At 48.3% G+C, this 20,512-nt stretch carries 15 protein-coding genes; 4 read left to right on the top strand and 11 right to left on the bottom strand.

From position 1 onward, the window contains the following. Positions 1-3: 3 nt before the first annotated feature. Genes BUA34_RS03425 through BUA34_RS03400 form a run of 6 tightly spaced genes read right to left on the bottom strand, consistent with a single transcriptional unit; the run spans position 4 to position 6,656 of the window. On the bottom strand, positions 4-1,125 hold the full coding sequence (locus BUA34_RS03425) for a complex I subunit 1/NuoH family protein (protein ID WP_083579722.1): 1,122 nt from the start codon (positions 1,123-1,125) through the stop codon (positions 4-6). Positions 1,126-1,128: 3 nt separating this feature from the next. Further along, positions 1,129-2,265 carry an NADH-quinone oxidoreductase subunit D gene (locus BUA34_RS03420; protein ID WP_072827345.1) on the bottom strand — a complete coding sequence of 379 codons (1,137 nt, stop codon included), beginning with the start codon at positions 2,263-2,265 and terminating at the stop codon, positions 1,129-1,131. Then, positions 2,262-3,521 (bottom strand): NADH-quinone oxidoreductase subunit NuoB, encoded by a 1,260-nt coding sequence (gene nuoB, locus BUA34_RS03415; protein WP_072827344.1) that lies wholly within the window; start codon positions 3,519-3,521, stop codon positions 2,262-2,264. Before nuoB ends, BUA34_RS03420 begins: the two co-directional genes overlap by 4 nt. After that, positions 3,512-3,892 (bottom strand): NADH-quinone oxidoreductase subunit A, encoded by a 381-nt coding sequence (locus BUA34_RS03410; RefSeq protein ID WP_014546976.1) that lies wholly within the window; start codon positions 3,890-3,892, stop codon positions 3,512-3,514. Before BUA34_RS03410 ends, nuoB begins: the two co-directional genes overlap by 10 nt. Before the next feature lie 26 nt (positions 3,893-3,918). After that, positions 3,919-4,512, bottom strand: coding sequence for a hypothetical protein (locus BUA34_RS03405; protein ID WP_072827343.1), 594 nt, complete (start codon positions 4,510-4,512; stop codon positions 3,919-3,921). Next, entirely contained in the window at positions 4,509-6,656 is a 2,148-nt protein-coding gene (locus tag BUA34_RS03400; protein ID WP_072827342.1) for a RelA/SpoT family protein, read from the bottom strand. The genes BUA34_RS03405 and BUA34_RS03400 overlap by 4 nt, the downstream gene beginning before the upstream one ends. A gap of 248 nt (positions 6,657-6,904) precedes the next feature. Here BUA34_RS03400 and BUA34_RS03395 point away from each other — a divergent pair, with 248 nt between their 5' ends. Next, positions 6,905-8,500, top strand: a complete 1,596-nt coding sequence (locus BUA34_RS03395; protein ID WP_072827341.1) for a glucuronyl esterase domain-containing protein — start codon at positions 6,905-6,907, stop codon at positions 8,498-8,500. A gap of 147 nt (positions 8,501-8,647) precedes the next feature. Here the strand turns inward: BUA34_RS03395 and thrH are convergent, their stop codons facing one another. After that, complete coding sequence (thrH, locus tag BUA34_RS03390; protein WP_014546980.1) at positions 8,648-9,265, bottom strand: bifunctional phosphoserine phosphatase/homoserine phosphotransferase ThrH; 618 nt, start codon at positions 9,263-9,265, stop codon at positions 8,648-8,650. A gap of 116 nt (positions 9,266-9,381) precedes the next feature. Then, on the bottom strand, positions 9,382-10,269 hold the full coding sequence (locus tag BUA34_RS03385; RefSeq protein ID WP_072827340.1) for an Hsp33 family molecular chaperone HslO: 888 nt from the start codon (positions 10,267-10,269) through the stop codon (positions 9,382-9,384). A 126-nt stretch (positions 10,270-10,395) separates the two neighbouring features. Here BUA34_RS03385 and BUA34_RS03380 point away from each other — a divergent pair, with 126 nt between their 5' ends. Next, positions 10,396-10,941 (top strand): DJ-1 family glyoxalase III, encoded by a 546-nt coding sequence (locus BUA34_RS03380; protein WP_072827339.1) that lies wholly within the window; start codon positions 10,396-10,398, stop codon positions 10,939-10,941. Positions 10,942-11,397: 456 nt separating this feature from the next. Here the strand turns inward: BUA34_RS03380 and sufB are convergent, their stop codons facing one another. The 3 genes from sufB to BUA34_RS03365 all read right to left on the bottom strand — a co-directional run bounded on the left by sufB (position 11,398) and on the right by BUA34_RS03365 (position 17,323). Beyond that, complete coding sequence (gene sufB / locus BUA34_RS03375; RefSeq protein ID WP_072827636.1) at positions 11,398-12,813, bottom strand: Fe-S cluster assembly protein SufB; 1,416 nt, start codon at positions 12,811-12,813, stop codon at positions 11,398-11,400. Between the two features lie 299 nt (positions 12,814-13,112). Further along, the gene (locus BUA34_RS03370; protein ID WP_072827338.1) at positions 13,113-16,343 is read right to left on the bottom strand and encodes a type IA DNA topoisomerase; all 3,231 of its coding nucleotides are present in this window, start codon (positions 16,341-16,343) and stop codon (positions 13,113-13,115) included. A gap of 215 nt (positions 16,344-16,558) precedes the next feature. Then, on the bottom strand, positions 16,559-17,323 hold the full coding sequence (locus BUA34_RS03365) for a DUF2971 domain-containing protein (protein ID WP_072827337.1): 765 nt from the start codon (positions 17,321-17,323) through the stop codon (positions 16,559-16,561). A 921-nt stretch (positions 17,324-18,244) separates the two neighbouring features. Here BUA34_RS03365 and BUA34_RS03360 point away from each other — a divergent pair. Next, entirely contained in the window at positions 18,245-18,493 is a 249-nt protein-coding gene (locus BUA34_RS03360) for a hypothetical protein (RefSeq protein ID WP_139255863.1), read from the top strand. Between the two features lie 353 nt (positions 18,494-18,846). Further along, on the top strand, positions 18,847-20,223 hold the full coding sequence (locus BUA34_RS03355) for a tetratricopeptide repeat protein (protein ID WP_139255862.1): 1,377 nt from the start codon (positions 18,847-18,849) through the stop codon (positions 20,221-20,223). Positions 20,224-20,512 lie beyond the last annotated feature (289 nt).

Here is a 20,512-nt window from a genome sequence, read left to right as displayed (position 1 = left end):
AAACTAACCACCAATTGCGATAAAGGCTGCGCCAGCGACGAGCAACACTAGGTTTACCGGCAAAAGGAATTTCCATTCAAAGTCCATGAGCTGGTCGACACGCGGGCGCACAAACGTCCAGCGGACCATCATGTAGCACCAGACCATAAAGTAAATCTTAGCGAAGAACCATACGACGCCAGGTACCATGTTCAAGACGTTGTCCACAGCAGCGATGCCGATGCACGGCGGGAAGAATCCACCGAGGAAGCATGTGGTTGCAAGTGCGGAGTTCGTGATGAGGGCGATGTATTCGGCGAGGTAGAACATGGCAAACGGAGTGCCATTGTATTCCGTGTGGTAACCACCCGTGAGTTCCTGTTCTGCTTCGGCAATGTCGAACGGAGCGCGGTTCATTTCGGCGGTACTGGAAATAAAGAAGAGGATGAAGGCGATGAAACCGAGGACTGGAATCTTGAAAATCCACCAGTCAAAAATCGTTCCTTCCTGGCCCATCGTAATGCTCATGAGGTTCGTAGAACCCGAAATCATGACGACGAACAGGAGAATCATCGCAAACGAGATTTCGTAGCTGATCATCTGGGCGCCACTGCGGAGCGCACCGAGCAAGGAATACTTGTTGTTACTGCTCCAGCCGCCAAGTAGAATGCCGAGCACGCCAAAGCCGTTCACTGCGATGATGAGCGGGATGCCCATTGAGACGTCGGCCACGACAAGATTCTTGTCGAACGGAATCAAGGCGCAGACGATAAACGGTGCAATCAAGACGATTAGCGGAGCCAAGTAGAACATGAGCTTGTCAGCGCCACTCGGAGCGTACACTTCCTTGAAGAGCATTTTGATCACGTCCGCGATGGTCTGGAGCGTTCCGTGCCAGCCAAGACGCATCGGTCCCAAACGGCATTGCACGTGAGCGCAAACCTTGCGTTCCATGTAAATGAGAATCGGGGCAGAACCGATGTTCACGATGCAGACGGCGATAATGCAAATCACGGCGTTGATGAGGAAGGCGACGACACTGTTGATGTCTTCGGACTGGATACTTGCGGGCAGATATTCTGCCAATCGTGGAATCCATTCACGGACAAAGTCGCCAATAGGATGTGTTACTGAAGGTACAAACATAAACTACCTGTCAATTTCCGGAATCACGGGGTCAAGGGTTGCCATGATGGTCACGAGGTCCGAAATCTTGTGACCTTGAGCCATTTTGTTGATTGCAGCAATATGCGGGAAAGAGGGGCCGCGTGTGTGGATACGGTACGGCTTTTCACCGGTAGTTGCGGCGACAACGTAAGTTGCGTAAAGACCCTTTGCGGTTTCAATTTCGCTGTAGTAGCGGCCCACGGGGAGTCGCACCGGCTTTTCCTTGGAACGCCACGGACCTTCTGGGAACTTTTCGACGCACTGGCGCAGAATTTTCAGCGATTGATGGATTTCTGCAATGCGGATTTGGTAACGGTCATAGCAGTCGCCGTTATGGAATACGGGCACGTCAAAATCGAACTGGTCGTAAATGCTGTACGGGTTTGCACGGCGCACGTCAAAGTTCACGCCGCTAGCACGGAGCACAGGGCCAGAGCATCCGTAAGCAATCGCATCTTCTTTGCTCAAAACGCCAATGCCGATGCTACGTTCCAACACGATGATGTTTTTCGAAAGGAATCTCTCGTAGTCCTTCATCGTATCTTCCATGTGGTCGAGAAATGCTTTTACGCGCGGGATAAACGTATCCGGCACGTCGTAGCGGCTGCCGCCTGGTCTAAAGAAGTTTGTCGTGAGGCGGGAGCCTGTGACTTCTTCGAGGATGTCGTGAATCATTTCACGTTCTTTAAAGCCGAACAAGAGGCAAGTTTGTCCGCCAAGGTCACCGCCAAAGCAACCGTAGAACACCAAGTGCGAGGCAATGCGGCCAAGTTCCTGGAGCATCACGCGGATGTATTCGCCACGGAGCGGAACGCCCACGTTCATGCCCTTTTCAAGAGCGATGACAACACCTAAGTTGTTCTGGATGGCTGTTAAATAGTCCTGACGGTCCGACATCGCGATGTATTGCAAGTAGCTCATCGATTCCGCTTGCTTTTCCATACCGCGGTGGATATAGCCAAAGTGCGGGACAACTTCTACAATGGTCTCACCATCCATGCGGAGCGTGAGTCGCAAAGCACCATGCGTACTCGGGTGCTGCGGACCCATGTTGATAAAAAATTCTTCAGTATTCGATTTGCGTTCGAGGCGAAATCCCGGAGGTAACTGATGACTCATATAGGCCTCCTAATCATTTCCGGGTGGGTAAAGTCTTTACGGAGCGGGTAACCCACAAAGTCCTTGTCGAGGAATATGCGGCGAAGGTCGGGGTGATTTTCAAACTTGATGCCGAACATGTCGTAAACTTCGCGTTCCTTGATTTCTGCACCGGGGTAGAGGTGCGAAATGGTCGGCACGCTGGCCAAAAGCGATGTCGGGCGTTTGTCTTCGTCAATCGAGAAGTCTTTCTTGAGCTGCACGCAAAGGAAAATCTTGTGGCCGATTTCAAGGCTTCTGAGCATGGTCACCATGTCGAAGTGGTCGTCGTAGTCAATGGCGGTCACGTCAATTAGGTAATCCATTTTGAATTCGGGATCGTTCTTGACAAATTCAACAACGTTCAAGTAGTCCTCTTTTTCGAGCATGACTTCGAGCGGGCAGTCAGCAGGCATCTTGGCGACGACATCTTCTGGAGTGTCTTCACCGCGCGTATGCACAGTCACGTTCGGGAATTTGGCGCGGAGCTTTGCAAAAAGTTCTTGCTGTGTAAGGCCCAAACGTTTGAACGGCACGCGTTCCACTTCCGGAAAATCCGGCTTCTTGACGCGAATTGGCTTGAAGGCGCTCTTGTAGTCCGGATTTTCTTCCTTGAATTTTGCGCGGGCTTCTGCCATTTGCTCGTCTTTCATTTCTTCGAGGGCTGCCCAAGTTTTTGCGGCTTCGCGATAGCGGTCCATTGTCGAAACGTCTTTCGGTTCGCCTTCGTGCCACGGATTGCGGCAAGTTTCTTTGAGAATCTTTTCGCGGAGCGTCAAAAGTCCATGGAACAATGCTTCGGGGCGCGGCGGGCAGCCGGGAACGAACACATCGACCGGAATCAAGTTCTGTGCACCACGGACAACAGAATAGTTGTCGTAGATGAACGGGCCACCGCTAATCGTGCAGGCGCCCATAGCAATGACGTACTTGGGACCGGGAATTTGTTCCCAAAGCATCTGGATGGCGGGTGCCATGCGGCGGGTAATCGTACCTGCCAAAATAAACAAGTCCGCCTGTCGCGGGGACGAGCGGAACACTTCAGAGCCAAAACGGGCAATGTCATAACGGGCCATAGAACTCGACATCATTTCGATGGCGCAGCAGCTAGTACCGTATGTCAGAGGCCAAATGGAGTTTGCACGGGCCCAGTTCACAACATAGTCGATGGCGTTTACAACGTACTTTCCACCGGGAATCGGGTCCAAGATCTTTGGAGCTAAATTGATTATTCCCATTTGAGAATTCCTTTTTTCCAGGCGTAAGCAAGGCCCGAAACGAGAATCGCAATGAAGATGATAAGGTCGATAACGACGACTGATGGCGGGAGCGCCGTGTGGCCAGCCATGATTTCCTTGAAGTTCATCATGACGGGGAAGAGGAACAGCGCTTCGATATCAAACACGAGGAAGAGCAAGGCGAACAGGTAGTAGCCCACCTTGAACTGAATTCTTGCGTTGCCGATGGTTTCCATACCGCATTCGTACGGTGCCATCTTGTTCTTTGTATTCTTGGTGCGGTAGCCTAGCAATAGGCCTGTGACGGTTGCCGCCGCCGCGATAAACGCGCCCAGAAAAAGGAATATTGAAAGTATGATGTATTCAGACATAGTCGTTAGTTTTTAGTCAATGGTCATTAGTAGAAATTCTGCAAGTCCTGAACGGTTCCGAATAGCGTATTGCCAATCTGGAAACGGTCCAGAACGTGTTTCAACAAGTCCTTAAATTCATCAATGGTGCCTGCGTTCATGGTATTCAACTTGCCTTGAATATCACTCACAAAGCCGTAAACGACAGGGCTCGATTTCATGCCCTGCATTTCCCCACTCCATTGCTGCAACACTTTATCCGTATCAATCCTTGCGATAACGTATCGCGTCGTCGAGAGCAGTTCCTGCAAAAAGTGCACGAGGAAAATTTCTTCTTGCAAAATACCCCAGCGTTTGTCCTTGGAGTAAAGCGAAGAATTTTCTGCCTTGCCGTAAAAGATGGCAGCCTGCGCATATTCGAGGCATGTCATCAAGAGTCGTTCGTAACGCTTGATGTCCTTGCTCAAATGCTGGTACCAGGCATTGTTCTCTTCGGGTGTAGAGTCCTTGGCTTCGGCGATTTCGTTCGGGAACAGCGCACGGAACGCGTAATACACTTCTTCGTAATAACGGTTCCTCATGCGGCAGTTGAACGCACGGTTTTTTTGTGTGTAGTCGCAATGGTGTAGGGAAGATATCATGCTTTTTCAACCCCTCTGACGCCCTCGACTTGTCTTATCTTGGTCACAATGGCATCGACCTGGTCCTTGCGGAACGCCTTGAATTCCATACGGATGCGTCCCGTGTATTGGGCGCTCGCAATGCTCAAGCGGTCAAGAGCCAAGTTTTCGTCTTTCAAGACCATCAAAATGCTGAGTGGCAAGTTCTTTCGGTTGTCTGTTTCAATCGTGAGGTGCGTTGTAAATGGCTTTGTAACGTCTGCGCTCCAATCGACCGGAATGAGCTGGCTTTCCGGAAAATCCTTGAGGCAAGGGCAGTCGCTCTTGTGCACTTCGATACCGATTTGCGGACGCATGACGCCGACAATTCTATCGCCTGGAACAGGGCCGCAGCAACTAGAGAAATGGATGAGGAGACTGGTTTCTTGGCCAATCATCAACGGCATTTCGTCGGTAAGAGGATTTCCTTTGTCTTTTCCGAATAACGGATAAAAGCGCAGTGCCGCCGTTTCTTTTGTAATGTCGTTTCCGCCATTCAAGAAGCGGTGGATGTCCTGGAGTGGGAGTTCGCCCTGACCAATCTTTTCGAAAAATTCATTAAGGCTTGTCATGCCAAAGTGCTTGAGGATGTCCTCGTCTTTGGGACGTTTGTCTTTTTCGATTTTGAGGAGGCGAAGTTCGCGAGTCCAAATTTCTTTACCGAGGCTGCGCGATTGGATGATGATACTTGTCTTCATCCACTTGCGGAGTTCCTGCTTGGCCTTGATGGTCTTGACCATTTCTAGCCATTCTGGGCTCGGCTCTTGGTTCGGGCTCTTTAAAATCTGGATGGTGGCTCCATGCGGCACCGGTTCGTCAAGGCTTACGACCTTGTCGTTGATGCGGGCGCCAATGCAATGCAGGCCGAGTTCCGAGTGGACGGCGAACGCAAAGTCCAAAACGATGGCGCCTTCGGGGAGTTCAATAGATGCGCCCTTCGGGGTAAACACAGTCATGCCTTCGGGCTTCAAGTCCACCTTCAAGAAGTCGAGGTATTCCTTGGAGTCCGAAATTTCGGATTGCAACTTTACCATGTGGTCAAGCCAGGCGAGTTCTTCGCCTTCGTGTTGCGTTTCCATCTTGTACGCCCAGTGCGCGGCGAATCCCTTTTCGGCGGTTAAGTCCATGTCCTTTGTGCGGATCTGGACTTCGACCATCTTGTTTTCGGGACCGATGACTGTGGTGTGGATGCTCTGGTAAAGGTTCGGCTTCGGGGTTGCGATGTAGTCTTTGAAGCGGCTTTGAAGCGGCGTCCAGAGGTTGTGTACGTAACCTAGAGCGAGGTAGCATTCCGGAATTGTCTCGACGATAATGCGGATGGCGAAAATATCGAAGATGTCTTCGAATCCGCAACCGCGCGCAAGCATCTTGTTGTAAATGCTGTAAATGTTCTTGGTGCGCCCTTGAATGGTGCAGTCGAAATCTTCGAGAGCCATCTTGATTTGCAGAGGGCCAATCACGGATTGCACGTACTTTTCGCGTTTTTCCTTGTTCTCGATAAGCGCATCGACAAGCTTTTGGTATTCGTCCGGGTTTACGTACTTAAAGCTCAAATCTTCGAGTTCGGTTTTCAGCTTGTATAGACCGAACCTATGGGTGAGCGGCACGTAAATGTCGAGTGTTTCTTGTGCAATAATTTTTCGCTTTTCGGGCTTCATGTATCGCATGGTGCGCATGTTGTGGATGCGGTCTGCGATTTTAATCATGATGACGCGCGGGTCTTTAGCCATAGCCGTAATGAGCTTACGGTAGGTGCTTGCCTTTTGCGCTGTCTTACTCGCTTCTTGAACGGCGGTAATCTTTGTTACCGCATCGACCATGAAAGCTGTGTCTTCGCCAAAAAGTTCAGAAATTTCGTTGAGGGTATGCGGGGTGTCTTCCACCACGTCGTGCAATAAGCCTGCTAGTACCGTTGCCTGGTCTTGCTTTAAGTCGGCAAGAATCTTGGCCACTTCGTAAGGGTGTTCTGTGTAGGGCATGCCGCTCTTGCGGTATTGACCATCATGGGCATCGGCGATAAAGGCTATAGCTTTTCTAAGAATCCCTTCGTCTAGTTTTGGATTCTTCTTAAGGAGTACATTTACAATGTGCTCCTGATTCGTTGTAAAATTAGCCTGATCCATCATTCCCAATTTATCTAATAATTTGATACATAAGCGTCTTTTTTTTGGAAATATGCCAAAAATAAGACAAAAAATGCGTTATTCGGTTTAAAGGCCGTAAAAAATCGTAAAAAATGATTTGGAAAGTTTCTAGTCTGTTGTAACTCTTACAACAAAAATAATATTACACCGAGCCTTGTTTTTTTTGAATAGATTAGTTTTAAGGACAACAATTCCGCCGAATTCACGGCTGTTGTTGGGGTTGGTATACAATGAATAAGTGGATAAAAGTAATGCCAGTGGCAGTTGCTGCCTTTGGCTTATGGGCGTGCGGCGATGAAGCTATGTCTTCTGCCGCGCAATGTACAACACAAGAATGCTTGGAACAGGTCGGTCAGTCCGCTGGAATTATTTCCGGTGGTGAATCGAGCTCTAGTTCGTACGCCGAAAACAGCGTAGGATCCAGTTCAGATAAAGTGCCTGATTCTTCTGCAGATGTGCAATCTCCGACGAGTAGCTCGGATGTCGCGGTTTCTAGTGGTGCATCTAGTAGCAGTGTAGCGGGGCCTGTGCTATCATCGAGCAGTGAGGCTTTGCCAGAAAGCAGCAGCAATGCCGTCTCTAGTTCTAGCCGTGGGCATCACCATTCTAGTTCGTCTGCAACAAAGCCGGAAGTCTCTAGTTCCAGTGAAACGACGCCTCCGTCTCCGGTGAATGAATTTGTCGAAGACCATCGCAGTGAATGCCAGATTGGCAATATCCCTTCAAGCGTGAACAACGCAAAACTGCCGGACCCGTTTATGGGTCTTGATGGCAAGCGTATTTCTAGCAAGGCTGATTGGAAATGCCGTCGCGAAGAAATCGGCGCCATGTACGAAAAGCTCATGTTCGGTACAAAGCCGCGCAATCCGGAAAAGGTGGAAGGCAGCTATTCTGGCGGAAAGCTCACCATTAAGGTCACGGACAAGGGCAAATCCGGTTCGTTCTCCGTGAAAATCAGCAACGCCGGTACCAAGGACAAGCCGAAGCCTGCGATGATCGGTTTTGGCGGTGGCATGATGGGCGGTTGCGGAAGCCTCGGCAACGCAACGAACGGTCTTGACATCGCTCAGATTACGTTTAACCCGGATGACGTCGCTCCAGAAAGCGGTGGCGGTATGTTCTTCCAGCTTTATAACCAGGGACAGGGCACCATCATTGCATGGGCTTGGGGCGTAAGCCGCATTATCGACGCTCTCGAAAAGACTCCTGAAGCGGGTATCGATGTGAAGCACCTCGCTATGACGGGTTGCTCTCGCTGGGGTAAGGGTACTCTTGCCGTGGGTGCATTCGATGAACGTATTGCCCTCACGATTCCGCAGGAATCCGGTTCCGGTGGCGCATCGCTTTGGCGTGTGGGCGCTCAGGTGAACAAGCAGAAGGGTAAGCAGTTCGTTCAGGGCTTGAGCAGTGCCGGTACCGAAGGCAAGTGGATGATTTCTAGTTTCAAGAATTACGATGGCAAGGAAAATACGCTCCCGTTTGACCAGCACATGTTGGTGGCTATGGTGGCTCCGCGTGCGCTCCTCATTCTCGACAATGCAGGTCAGGAATGGTTGGGCGAGGTTCCGTCGAACTATTGCGGACAAGCTTCTAAGGAAGTTTATGACGCTCTCGGTGCAACGGAAAATTACACCTACAGCCAGGAAGGCGGTCATGGTCACTGCCAGCTTCCGAACGGGCAGTTTGACGAAGTCAAGGACTTTATGAACAAGTTCTTGCTCGGCAAGGATGCCAAGACGGGTAAGATTGACTACACCAAGAATACTCAAACCATCAACTTCAAAAAGTCTGAATGGATTGATTGGGAAACGCCTAGCTTGAAGTAGTTATTAGTCGTTAGTTGTTAGTCATTGGTTATTAGTTATTGGTTGTTTTTTCTAATGACTATTGACCATTGACTAATGACCGTTGACTGATTGTAAAAAATAACCGCCGACATTGTGTCGACGGTTTTTGTATACGTTGTGCTTTTTTTACAGCGAATCCTGGAACTTGTGGAATTTGTCCAAAAGTTCTGCGTAGGTCTTTGTGGCTTCGAGCTGCGGGAACTGTGCCACGATGGAATCCGGAGCGCAGAAGAAACAGCCCTTGTCGGCCTGCTTGAGCATGCCCGTGTCGTTGAAGGAATCGCCCGAGGCAAACACTTTGAAGTTGAGTTCCTGCAAATGCTTTACGACCTTCGTCTTCTGGTCGCTCATGCGCAAGTGGTAACCCTTGATCATGTCGTTTTCGACTACGAGATTGTGGCAGAAAATCGTCGGGAATCCGAGATTCTTCATGATGGGATAGGCGAATTCCTGGAACGTATCCGAGAGGATGATTACCTGGGCTTCGTCACGGAGCGTGTCCATAAAGTCGCGGGCGCCGTCGAGGAGTCCGAGATTTGCAATCACGTTCTGGATGTCAGAGAGCTTGATGTTCTCGCGTTCGAGAATCTTGATGCGGCCCTTCATGAGCACATCGTAGTCGGGGATGTCGCGAGTGGTGAGGCGGAGGTCCTTGATGCCCGTCTTTTCGGCGACGGCAATCCAGATTTCTGGCGCAAGAACGCCTTCCAGGTCAAGAGTGACAACACATTGCTTAGTAAACATAGTGATTAGTTATTAGTTGATAGTTACTAGTTAATAGTTTTATTGTTTGTCAGAGAACTAGTTGCTGTGTCATCCTGAGCGAAGTCGAAGGATCTCTAGTAACTAGTAACTTCGGACTAGGAACTTTTTTTCCTCTCTGCAATAATTTCTTGCATGTCGGCAGGTGTAATCGTATAGTTTGTGCGGCAGAAGTCGCAGACAACGTTCAAATCCTTGTTTTCGCTGCTGAGTTCCTGCAAGTCCTTGAGTGGGAGCGTTGCAAGTGTTGCGAGCATGCGGTCCTTGCTGCACGGGCAGAACGGCTTCGGGTCGATTTCGCGTACCACTTCGATGTCGTACGGGCCGCGGAGCTGGTCTAAAAGTTCGTCAAGATCGAATCCCTTGTCTGCCTTGTACATGTCGCAGAACTTCGGGAGGTTTTGCACGATGACTTCGATAAGGTTGATATCCTTGTCTTCGAGGTCCGGGAACGCTTCGATGTAGAAGCCTGCTGCATAGTCGAGCTTGCTCGGGTCTTGCTTGTTGAACTGAGCTTCGATACCCACGGCAGAGCGAATTTGTTCGGACTGCAAGAGGTATGTGGCGAGGTTTTGGCCCATCGAAACGGAGGGCGCTTCGATAATACTTTCGTGAACTCGCTTGCCCAGTTCGTTCAACTTGACAACGCTTACATGTTGCGGAACAAGCGCAGGTTCGTTTGCTCCTATGGCTTGGAGTTCTGCCTGCGGAATCATGGCGCGGACAAGGCCCATTGGCGTGGAATCGGTCTGGATCTTTGTGATTTCTCCACCGAATGAGGTTATGTAAGAAACTGTTCCCGCGAATTTGAGGCCTGCGCTAAGGAAAATACTTGCAATGGAGTTTTCGGCAAGCAGCTTGAGGGCGAAACCTTTGGCGTCGTGATGACGGCCGATATCATTCATGGTCTCCGTTAAATCGACCACAATAAGGCGGAAAGGCGTTTTTTTGCCTGTGGCGCGGATGATTCTATCTTTGAAATTCATGCCGCAAATATAGAATTTAACTAGGGACTTGCCATAGGGGGTGGCTATAAACGTAATATTTTCAACAAAAAGCGATAATTATAGGTGAAAAAAGCTATAATAACTAAGTAATTAATTGGAGGTTATATGCAGATTCTTGTGTTGCTTGCAGATGGATTTGAAGAAACGGAATTCGTGGTTCCTGTAGATTTGTGGCGTCGTGCTGGCTTTAAGGTGACAATTGCATCCGTTTCGGGGGCTGACATCGTTGATGGTCTTCATGGACTTAAAATTCAGGCCGATGTGGCGTTGAGCAAACTTGAACCGACCGACTTTGATGCTGTTTTCTTGCCGGGTGGCGGTGTTGGCGTGCGGAATCTCAAGGCAAGTGCCGCTGTTGAAAATACCGTTTGCAGCTTAAATGACGATAACAAGTGGGTTCTTGCCATTTGTGCAGCTCCGACCATTTTGAGCAAAGCTCGAATCCTCGTAGACCGCAAGGCAACTTGCTATCCAGGATGTGAAGCTGAACTTGTATGTCGTGAATTCTCTGAGGAACGCGTGGTTGTTGACGGAAACATCATTACGAGCCGTGGCCCGGGTACGGCCGAAGAATTTGCTCTAAAGTGCATTGCTGTAATTGGTAGCACCGATTTGTACGAACAAATCAGAAAGCAAATTGTTGCTCGCTAGGTTGTTTGTACCATAATTATAGACTTTGTTGTTATTCGAAATCCCCTACAGTTCTGTGGGGGATTTTTATATATGGTTAATATTTTGTTTATTCGTTGAGGTGTTCGTCTGTTTATAAGGACAATGTTTGTTTGAGATAATATTTTTTTATTAAAAATAGGGTTCACATGACACTTTGTATTGTAAAAAATGCTATATATAAAGTACTCCATATACACCAATAAGGGTCGGAAACTAAAATTTCCGGCCCTTTCCTTTTTTTTGAATAAAAAGTCAACAGTTTTGAGGTGATTTAGGGGTTAGTTTTTCGATTTGATTGTTGAAATGGAACTAAAGGTTCCAGTCTACAATTCGATTTTCGCCAATAAACATAAAAAACGCGTTGCAATGGTTGTTGCAGCGCGCTTTTGATAGTTTCTATGCACTTTGGCTATAGTTTATAAAGGCTAATGGTCATTAGCCTACGCTATGTTCGAGTTTTAAAGTCAACAGTTGGCGGGCCTCTGTGGCGAACTCGCCAGGGAGTTCCTTGAACACATCTTTGCAGAAACCGCCGACCATGGCCTGGATGGCGTCTTCGCGCTTGATACCACGGCTCTCGAAGTAGAACAGCTGGTCTTCGCTGATGCGGCTGGTCGTCGCTTCGTGCTCGGTCTGGGCGCTCGCGTTTGCGACGGTGATGTAGGGGAACGTGTGGGCGGCGCTCTTGGTACCGACAAGCATGCTGTCGCACTGGGTGTAGTTGCGGGCGCCTGTAGCGGACTTGCGGATGCTCACTTCGCCGCGGTAGGCGTTGCTGGAGCAATCGGCGCTGATGCCCTTAGAAATAATCGTGCTCTTGGTGTTCTTGCCGATGTGGATCATCTTCGTGCCGGTGTCTGCCTGCATGTGACCGTTCGTGAGGGCCACGCTGTAGAATTCACCGACGGAATTGTCGCCCTGCAAAATGCAGCTCGGGTACTTCCACGTGATGGCGGAACCCGTTTCGACCTGAGTCCAGCTGATGCGGCTGTTCTTGCCCGCGCACTTGCCGCGCTTGGTGACAAAGTTGTACACACCGCCTGCGCCCGTCTCGCGGTCGCCGGCGTACCAGTTCTGCACGGTAGAATATTTGATTTTGGCGTTTTCTTTGGCCACGAGTTCCACGATAGCGCTGTGCAACTGCTTGCTGCTAAACTCAGGGGCGGTGCAGCCTTCAAGGTAGCTTACGCTGGCGTCGTCATCGGCGATGATCAATGTGCGTTCGAACTGGCCTGCTTCCTTGTTGTTGATGCGGAAGTAGGTGGAAAGGTCCATTGGGCACTTGACTCCAGGCGGAATGTAGACGAAGCTACCGTCGCCAAAGACTGCGCTGTTGAGAGCTGCAAAGTAGTTGTCGCCAGCGGGGACCACGCTACCTAGATATTCCTCGATGAGTTCCGGGTATTCCTTGATGGCGTCGCTGATGGAGCAGAAGATGATGCCCATTTCCATGAGCTTCTTCTTGTGGCTTGTGTAAATGCTGACGGAATCGAACACGGCATCGACGGCTACGTTCGCGAGTCGCTTCTGTTCGTCGAGCGGGATGCCGAGCTTTTCAAAAGTCGCCAAGAGTTCCGGATCGACATCTTCGATCTTTTCGTGGCTCTTCTTGGTCTTCGGTGCGGAGTAATAGACGATGTCCTGCAAATCGACAGGATTAAAGTGGAGCTCGCCCCAGTTGGGCTGTTTCATCGTCTTGAGCTTTTCGTAAGCCTTCAAGCGAAAATCGAGCATAAATTGCGGTTCGCCACGGAGCGCTGACGCCCTGCGGATGATATCCTCGTTAAGACCTTTTTCGAAGGCTTCGTTCTCAATATCAGTGACAAATCCGTATTTGTAATTTTCGCTCATCATTAACCCGCTTTAAACGAGTGCAAAGATAGTAAAATGTGGGAGCGATTCAAAATGTGATAACGCTATTTCCATATTAACCTATAAATAATGTAGGCTAGTCGTAGCGATTATATGTTGATTGAATCAATAGAATAAAAAACGGTATATAGCGAGAAGATTTGTTTTTATAAAGGATTGAAATTCAGTGTTGGAAGAATGGAAGCGTCGGCCAAGGATGGGGAGGGTGCAGGGAGGGGCCCGTGCGGCCTTCGCAACTCTGAGCTGGGGCCCCGCCCGCATAATGCGGGTCTAAGGGTTTACCCTTTCTTAATCACTTCTACGGTGAGCTTGTTGAACGCAATTTTGCCGCCTTCGCGTAGTTCTAGCGCTGCCCTGAATGTCGTATCGTTCTTCTTGAACGGTTCAAGGATTGGCGTAGATTTGTTCTTGAGGAGCGTTTCGACTTCTTCGTCAGAAAATTCACGCTTGAAGAATGTTTTGGGAATCCCGTAATTGCAGACGGGGTTCATGCACACGTATGCCGCGAGCGTTTGCACTTCGCCGTTTGGCGTCTGCGTGGTCGTGCCGCTACGGAATCGCAGCTGGTCGCCGCAACAAGGGCAGGGGAGGTCTCTGTGGACAAATTCAAAATTTGTGCGACCGTCTTCGCCGAGCTTTAAGTAGGCATCGAATTCAGTCCCTTTCTTGCTCTTGAATCCGGTTAAAAGTTCGGTCTTGCCGCCGGTGAGGAGAGCCTTGATGTCTGCTACGCGGAGCTTTTTGCCCGCAACGGATTTGAACAAGGTGAAGTTACAAGCGGGGCAGAAAATGGCGTTCTTGTTTTCTTCGAGTTTCTTTTTGCAGAGCGGACAGTTGAACTTGGTTTCGGTGCCGTGGAAATGTCCATCGTTTTCGAAAGCGAATGTCGCCTTGAAATCCTTGTCCCAGACGACTTTGGCGTTGAAAGTCGTGCCTTTCTTGGTCAAGAATCCGCTGATGATTTCGGTTGTACCATTGCTGAAAAGTTCTGCAATTTCCGTATCGCTCATGACGTGCCCGGCAATCGTTTTGTAGAAAACGAAGTCGCAAGTCGGGGCTGTGTCCGGCGTAAGCGTCGGGTCGCCATTTTCGTTATTCGATGTGGTGATGTCGCTCCCTTCGCAGATGAGGCGGTTCCCGGAATCCAAAAGCGTCTTGCCGCACTTGGGACACTTGTAATTGGTCGGCGTTTTGGCGCGGGCGTCATCGGAAAATTCAAAGCCGATGTTGCCGTCATCGCCTAATGTGAGCGTGGCGCTGAATGTTGTTCCTTTTTTGCTCTTGAATCCGCTGAGCAAATCGGACTTGCCTGTTTTGAGAAGTGTCGCCATTTCGGCGTGGCTCAGTGTGCGGCCGGCAATCGTGTGGCCTGCCTTGAAGCCGCATTCCTCGTTTTTGCAAACGTAGCCCCACGGCGCAATTTCGAGCGGACTGGAACATTTCGGGCAAGGAATGGCGTCGGTGACGGTTTCGCGTTCGAATTGGCTTGCGTATTTTTGGTGCAAATGTTCGAAAAGTTCTTTGACGTAATTCACGATGCCGTCGCGGAATTCAATCGGCGTGAGTTTGCCTTTTTCGACTTGCGAAAGCTTGAATTCCCATTCGCCGGTCATTTCTGGCGATTTGACTTTCTCGTCCATGAGCGCGATGACTTCGCGTCCGCGCTGGGTGCTAACAAGATAATTCTTTTGCGCTTCGATGAATCCGCGCTTTTTGAGCGTCTCGATGATGCCTGCTTGCGTAGCTGGTGTTCCGAGACCGCGTTCCTTCATGGCTTCGGCAAGTTCTTCGTTCTCGATTTGCTTGCCCGCCGTTTTCATTGCGGCAAGGAGCGTCGCTTCGGTGAAGTACTTAGGCTTGCTCTTCTTTTTCTTTTGCAGTTCTAGGCTGTCAAATGGCGCGTGGTCTCCGAGATTCCATTCGGGGAATGATTCAACGATGTTCGTGATATCATCGCCATCGCCTTTTCCGCTTTCGTCGCCAGAACCTGTCATTCCCGCCTCCGAGCGGGAATCTCCCTTTTTCTTGCCTTTCTTCTTTTCTTCCTTGACGAGTGCGCGGAAACCTAAATCTTCATTTCGCTTGAGCTTTAAACGGAAAATTTCGCTGCTTGTCATTCCCGCCTCTGAGCGGGAATCTCCATTTTCGTTGCCTGCCTCTAGCAGAACTTCCATTTCGCTCCAGACATACGGCTTAAGCCATGCCTGCACAAAGCGTTCCTTGGCGAGCTTGTAAATGTTCTCTTCCATTTCAGGGAGATTTTGCGGCTCTTCCCCCGTGGGGATAATGGCAAAGTGGTCTGTGACTTTGCTGGAGTTGATGAAGACAAAGTTTTCGTTGCCGCCTCGCATGACGGATTTTTCTTGCGGCGTGGCAAGCCTTTGTGCAAGCGCATACGCCTCTTGCTGCATCGTGTCCGGCAGGTATTGCGAGTCCGTACGTGGGTAAGTGAGCAACTTCTTTTCGTACAGGTTTTGTGCGCAGTCGAGAACTTGCTGGGCGCTGTATTTAAAACGCTTGTTGCCCTCTTTTTGCAGTTCCGTCAAGTCGAACGGTTTTTGTGGGAACTGCTTTTTCTGCTGGATGTCAACCTTTGCAATCGCCGCTTCTTCCGGCGGTGAGCATTTGTCTATAACAGCTTGCGCCGGCTCTTCTTTCTCGAAAATCGCAACTTTTAAATTGCTTTGCTTGTCCGATGGGGCTGATTTGTCATTGCGAGGGGGCGTGTCCCCCGAAGCAATCTCTTGCATTGTCATTCCGGCCTCCGAGCCGGAATCGCCTTTTACTTCTTTCTTTTCATATCTTACATACTGCGCCTGATATCCTTTCCAGGTCCCCACAACGCTGTAATAAAATAGTTCCTTGAATTGCTCAACAATTGCATCGCGTTCTACGACAAGGTTCAGCGTTGGCGTCTGCACGCGCCCCACCGAAATCATCTTTCCGCGCCCGGCGGTGAGCGTGTATGCACGAGTCGCATTCAGCCCGACCATCCAGTCGGCACGCTGGCGGAGCCTTGCCGCATAGCTCAAATTCAAACGCTCGGTCGCGTCTTCCAGATTCTTCCAAGCCTTGTCCAAATCCTTCGCCACATAGCTGTTCACCCACAAACGCTTGATCTGCTTTTTGCGAAAGTCCGGCGTGTAGTCGAGAATCAAGTCGAAAATCAAATTACCTTCACGGCCCGCGTCCGCGCCGTTCACAAGAACATCCGCCCTTGCCATCATGTCGCGCACAACCGCGAGCTGCTTTCGCGTGCTCTCGATTTCCATCAACTTGAATTTTTCGGGCAAAAGCGGCAAGTTCGAAAGTCGCCAACCGCCCTCGAAACCAGGGTAGGCATCCAACGGCGCAAGCGTAATCAAGTGACCCACGCACCACGTGATGCAATGGTTCTTGCCGATTAGGCATCCGTCGCCTTGCGTAAACTTTTCACCTTCAATACGCTCCAGCATCGGCTTGTAATGTTGATTGGCGACAGAAGGTTTTTCGGCGACGAGTAAAATCATAGTTTGCGAAAAGATATAAAAATTTTGAGTTTTTTGTGTGGGGAAAGTTTTCCCCTCGCTTCAGCCCCTCTCTAGTCGGGTCTTCCGCTACCCTTTCTGGCGGGCTTCAGACGCCAGCCCGCAACGCCCGGCTTACCCGCTTTCTCATCCCAAAGCGGATGAAAACTCTATTCAAAACAAACTTTTCAAAGGAAATAATTTTATTGCTCAGAAAATTAGATTTTATACAATGTTCTATCAATCTTTATATGGGTTTTACTTTTATTGGTATTATAAAACATTGGATTGTATTTTTCCAAAATTGAAATTAAAACTCTCTTTTTTTCGTCATCCATACGCAATCCAAAATACACTTCCTTGAGATTTCCTGGAATTGGATGAATGCCATTTCCTCCCCGAAATGAAAGCCTACATTCATGCTCATATTGCCAATCCGATGCTTTGTAACGAATTATCGCTTCGGGCATTTCTTCTTCAATTTCATCGAAACCAAATGAAGTCCCTGTTGGATATTCATCTTTATTTGCGTAAATCATCTCATGAAGCCAAAAGTCAAGTGTATAATAAGCTCTTCCTCTGAATGTTGTAAAGGCTTTTTCAATATCAACATTGCGACATAAAGGATTGTCAAATTCAAAGCCTAAACAAAAACCATTAAATTTATCAGCATAATGAGCCCACATCAATGTATTGTCCCAATGCGGAGAAAAACAAACAAAGCCCATTTTATGAACATTCGCTTTAAACTCATTTACAACAGAATCCCAATTAATGCCGTATTGTTTTTCTATTGCTGTTGGCATCATTCTTAAATTACAGTCAAAAGGATCATTAAAGTCTTTGGGAGAGGAAAAGTATAAACCTCCACAAATTAAAGGCCCCAACGAATTCGAATTATACGAAAAGAACCGATAAAGCGTTATTTTATCGGTTTCTTTGGCCGTACGACTTAGCCAACCTCTTTTGAAATCTGTATTCATAAATTATTTACTATTTTCTTCAATTCCCTGCACGACAGAGTCTTTAAAGATGGCAAACATATTTTGCACATCCACATCTGTGTATCCCTGAATCGTAGTTTCATCACCACAAGCGACCATAAAAAATGCCGCAGCTAAATTTAAAATAAACTTTTTTCATATTACCACTCCTTTTTACCAATAGCAACGTTCTACCGCAGCATTACGTCGGACTTCTTCATCGCTCCTGGATCCTGGAACGCTCCACCCATATTGTAATTCGCAATTCCAACGACACCCAGGATGTTTATCCATACATTCATGTACGGCTCTATAAGAGCAACTTGATAAGAAGAAGAGCGCAACAGCCAGAGAAACAACAATTAGCTTTTTCATTGTTTTCACCTTTCTGCCAAAGGCAGTCTGTGAGCGGCAATCCTATTCAACTATCCAAAAGCCTTGACATCAATACGGATTTTCCTCATATTGTGTTCAGAGCAACGATTTTCCATGTATTTTCGAAAATAAAAAAGGCATGGCGTTGCTCGGCTTATACTACGAAGGCTCTGGTAAACCCGCAACTTTAAGCACAACGATTTGTTCAGCAAAAGGCCAAACTCAATCGTGGGTATACACCCAACGACCCACACCCGATCGGTGTGAGTGTTCGTCTTCTTCCCAAGTTGCGGGGCTTTCACCCCTGAAAAATTTACCAGACTTTTCGTAGCGGGAATAAGAGTACTACTCTAATTCAATATGTCAAAAGAAAATATAACTTTTGACAGTCATAATGTGATTAGAAAATTCTCCTTAAAGCCCTTTCTAACGGCCCTTTTCAAAGCTAGAATGGGCAAAAACTTGCGATTTTGCCCCAAAAATGTATGTTAATGGTGGAGGCTTACTATGGAAATGACAACAGTCTAACTTCATGTCCCTGTGGATATGGAAGCGTATATTGCGACGAAGCCTGAAGGCGAACTTGTGCAGTTGGCCTTGTTGTTGCATCCGTTTATCAAAAACGATACGTTTTCCCATGGTCGAGCTGCCGAAATTCTCTGTATCACAAAGTGGCAGCTTATCGAACTTTATGCAAATGAGGGCTTTGCCTATTTTGATATGGATTGGGACGAGGTTGAAGAGGATGTTGCTTCCTATGAACGTCTCAAGGCAAAAGAGGCCTCTACGGTATGATTGTTGTTTCCGATACACCCCCACTCATTTCTATTTTAAAAATTCGCCGACTTGATTTGCAGAAAAGCCTTTTTGGGCTGTTTATATTCCGCAGGGCGTTTTTGACGAATTAACAGCTAATTCGGATTTTGCTGAAGAAGCAATTGAAATCAGGGAATGCGAATTTATTAGGATTCAAAATGTCAATTCTGACGAAGTCTCGCTTTTTAGGCGACGAGTAAAATCATAGTTTGCGAAAAGATATAAAAATTTTGAGTTTTTTTGAGGGAAACGCCCCATCGCTTGTGAATCCCTCTCAAAATGAAGTATATTGAAGAAGCTGTTTTTTGAAGAGTTTTTCAAGCGTAGATAAAATGACGTTGCGTACTAGTTTCATCAAGGCGTTCGCTATCGGACTTGCTGTAGCCTGCACTTCTTTGTTTGCTGCGTCCAGCTACACGCCGAACAAGTATCAGCAGGATGAATGGTCTCTCGAATATGGTAGTAACATCTGGATGTATGAGGACTCGGCAGGAATCTATGAAAGGGATCCGTTCGTTGACTACCATTCAGCGAAGTCTCTCTTCATGAAACGTCGGTTCTTGGAGGCTGCATACGCCTTTGGTGTGGTTCAGACCAAGTACCCATCATTTCGTTTGGTGGACCAGGCTGCTTTCTACATGGCAAAGTCCTTTGAAAACCTTCGTATGCACAAGGCTGCGAAGTCTATCTATGAAGACGCTATCAAACGTTATCCGCAAAGTGATCAACTCGCTAAGTTCCACTTCCAGTTGATGAACATTGATTATAAGGAAGGTAAGTACAAGGAGGCTTTAGACAAGTACCAAATCATTGCCCGAAATTTCGGCAAAAGCGATGCGAAGGTTGACGCTGACTACATTGCAGGCCAGATCAAGTTCGAACAGGGCCTCTATCAGGAATCCATTGACCTGCACGCCTCAATTCTTCCGGGTAACGCCAACTACTTCTACGCTCGCTATACCATGGGCTTTGCTTACAGTCGTATGAACATGGCTGACGAAGCTGAAAACAGCTTCCGTGCTATTACGGAACAGCCGTTTTCCAACAAATCCGAACGCGACATTCAGAATGCTGCTAAGGTCAAGCTCGGCCACATATTCTTCTCTGTTGAAAAGCCGGACTTCGTTGCGGCTACTCAGATGTATGGCCTGGTGCAGAAGGATTCTCCGGTGTTCGACGAGGCTATGCTCGGTATTGCATGGTGTTTTCTCAAGGCTCGCAAACTGGATGACGCTATGAAAGTGGCAAAGTGGATCATCAACAACTTTCCGGAAACATTCATCGCTTCCGAAGCTTTTCTCGTGATTGGCTACTGCTACTACATAAAGAAAGATTGGCGGAACGCAATCGAACCTTTGAGCGAAGCAGAAAAACGCACGGAAAAGCCGATGGTGTCTGTTGCTTCTCGCGATAGTGCACGTCTGGCTTACGATGCAATGCAGGGCGAATTAGACTCCGTTCAGGTTATCGCCTTGGATCTAGCTCGCCAGTTGCCGACTCCACGTGTGGAAAGCAAGCGTAAAGCTTTGCGCTCGACATTCGACAAGGTTCACCAGGCTGTTGAAGATTACGCTTCGTTTATGCAGAGATCAATCCAGAGCGACCACTTTGAATATAACCGCAAGCGTGTTTTGGATGACGCTGGCTTTTATCTAGCATGTGTTCGTTCTGGATCAGCTTGTGCACCAGAAGAGATCGATCCAGAGTGACCACTTTGAACCTAACGACATACCTCCATTAGAAGACGATTTGTAGGGGTTTGTCATAATCACGCCCCCTTGCCATTCCTCTCGAAACTTTGTATATTCATGCACATGAGAAAAATCTTGAACCTTCTACTTCTACTTAGCATCGCTACCGAAGCGAGGTTTTAGGGATTTTTCAAAGATTTTCAAACGAATTTCAACCTAAAAGCGCCCGCTTCGAGAACGAAGCGGGTTCTTTTTTATGGCGAAATTCTATTTTTGGAATTGAAAAATTAAAGGAACTTTGCGGTCT

It is taken from the genome of Fibrobacter sp. UWB12 (assembly GCF_900142485.1).
Lineage (GTDB): Bacteria > Fibrobacterota > Fibrobacteria > Fibrobacterales > Fibrobacteraceae > Fibrobacter.
Note: the sequence above shows the minus strand (reverse complement) of the source record. Positions and strands in the feature narration are given on the sequence as shown.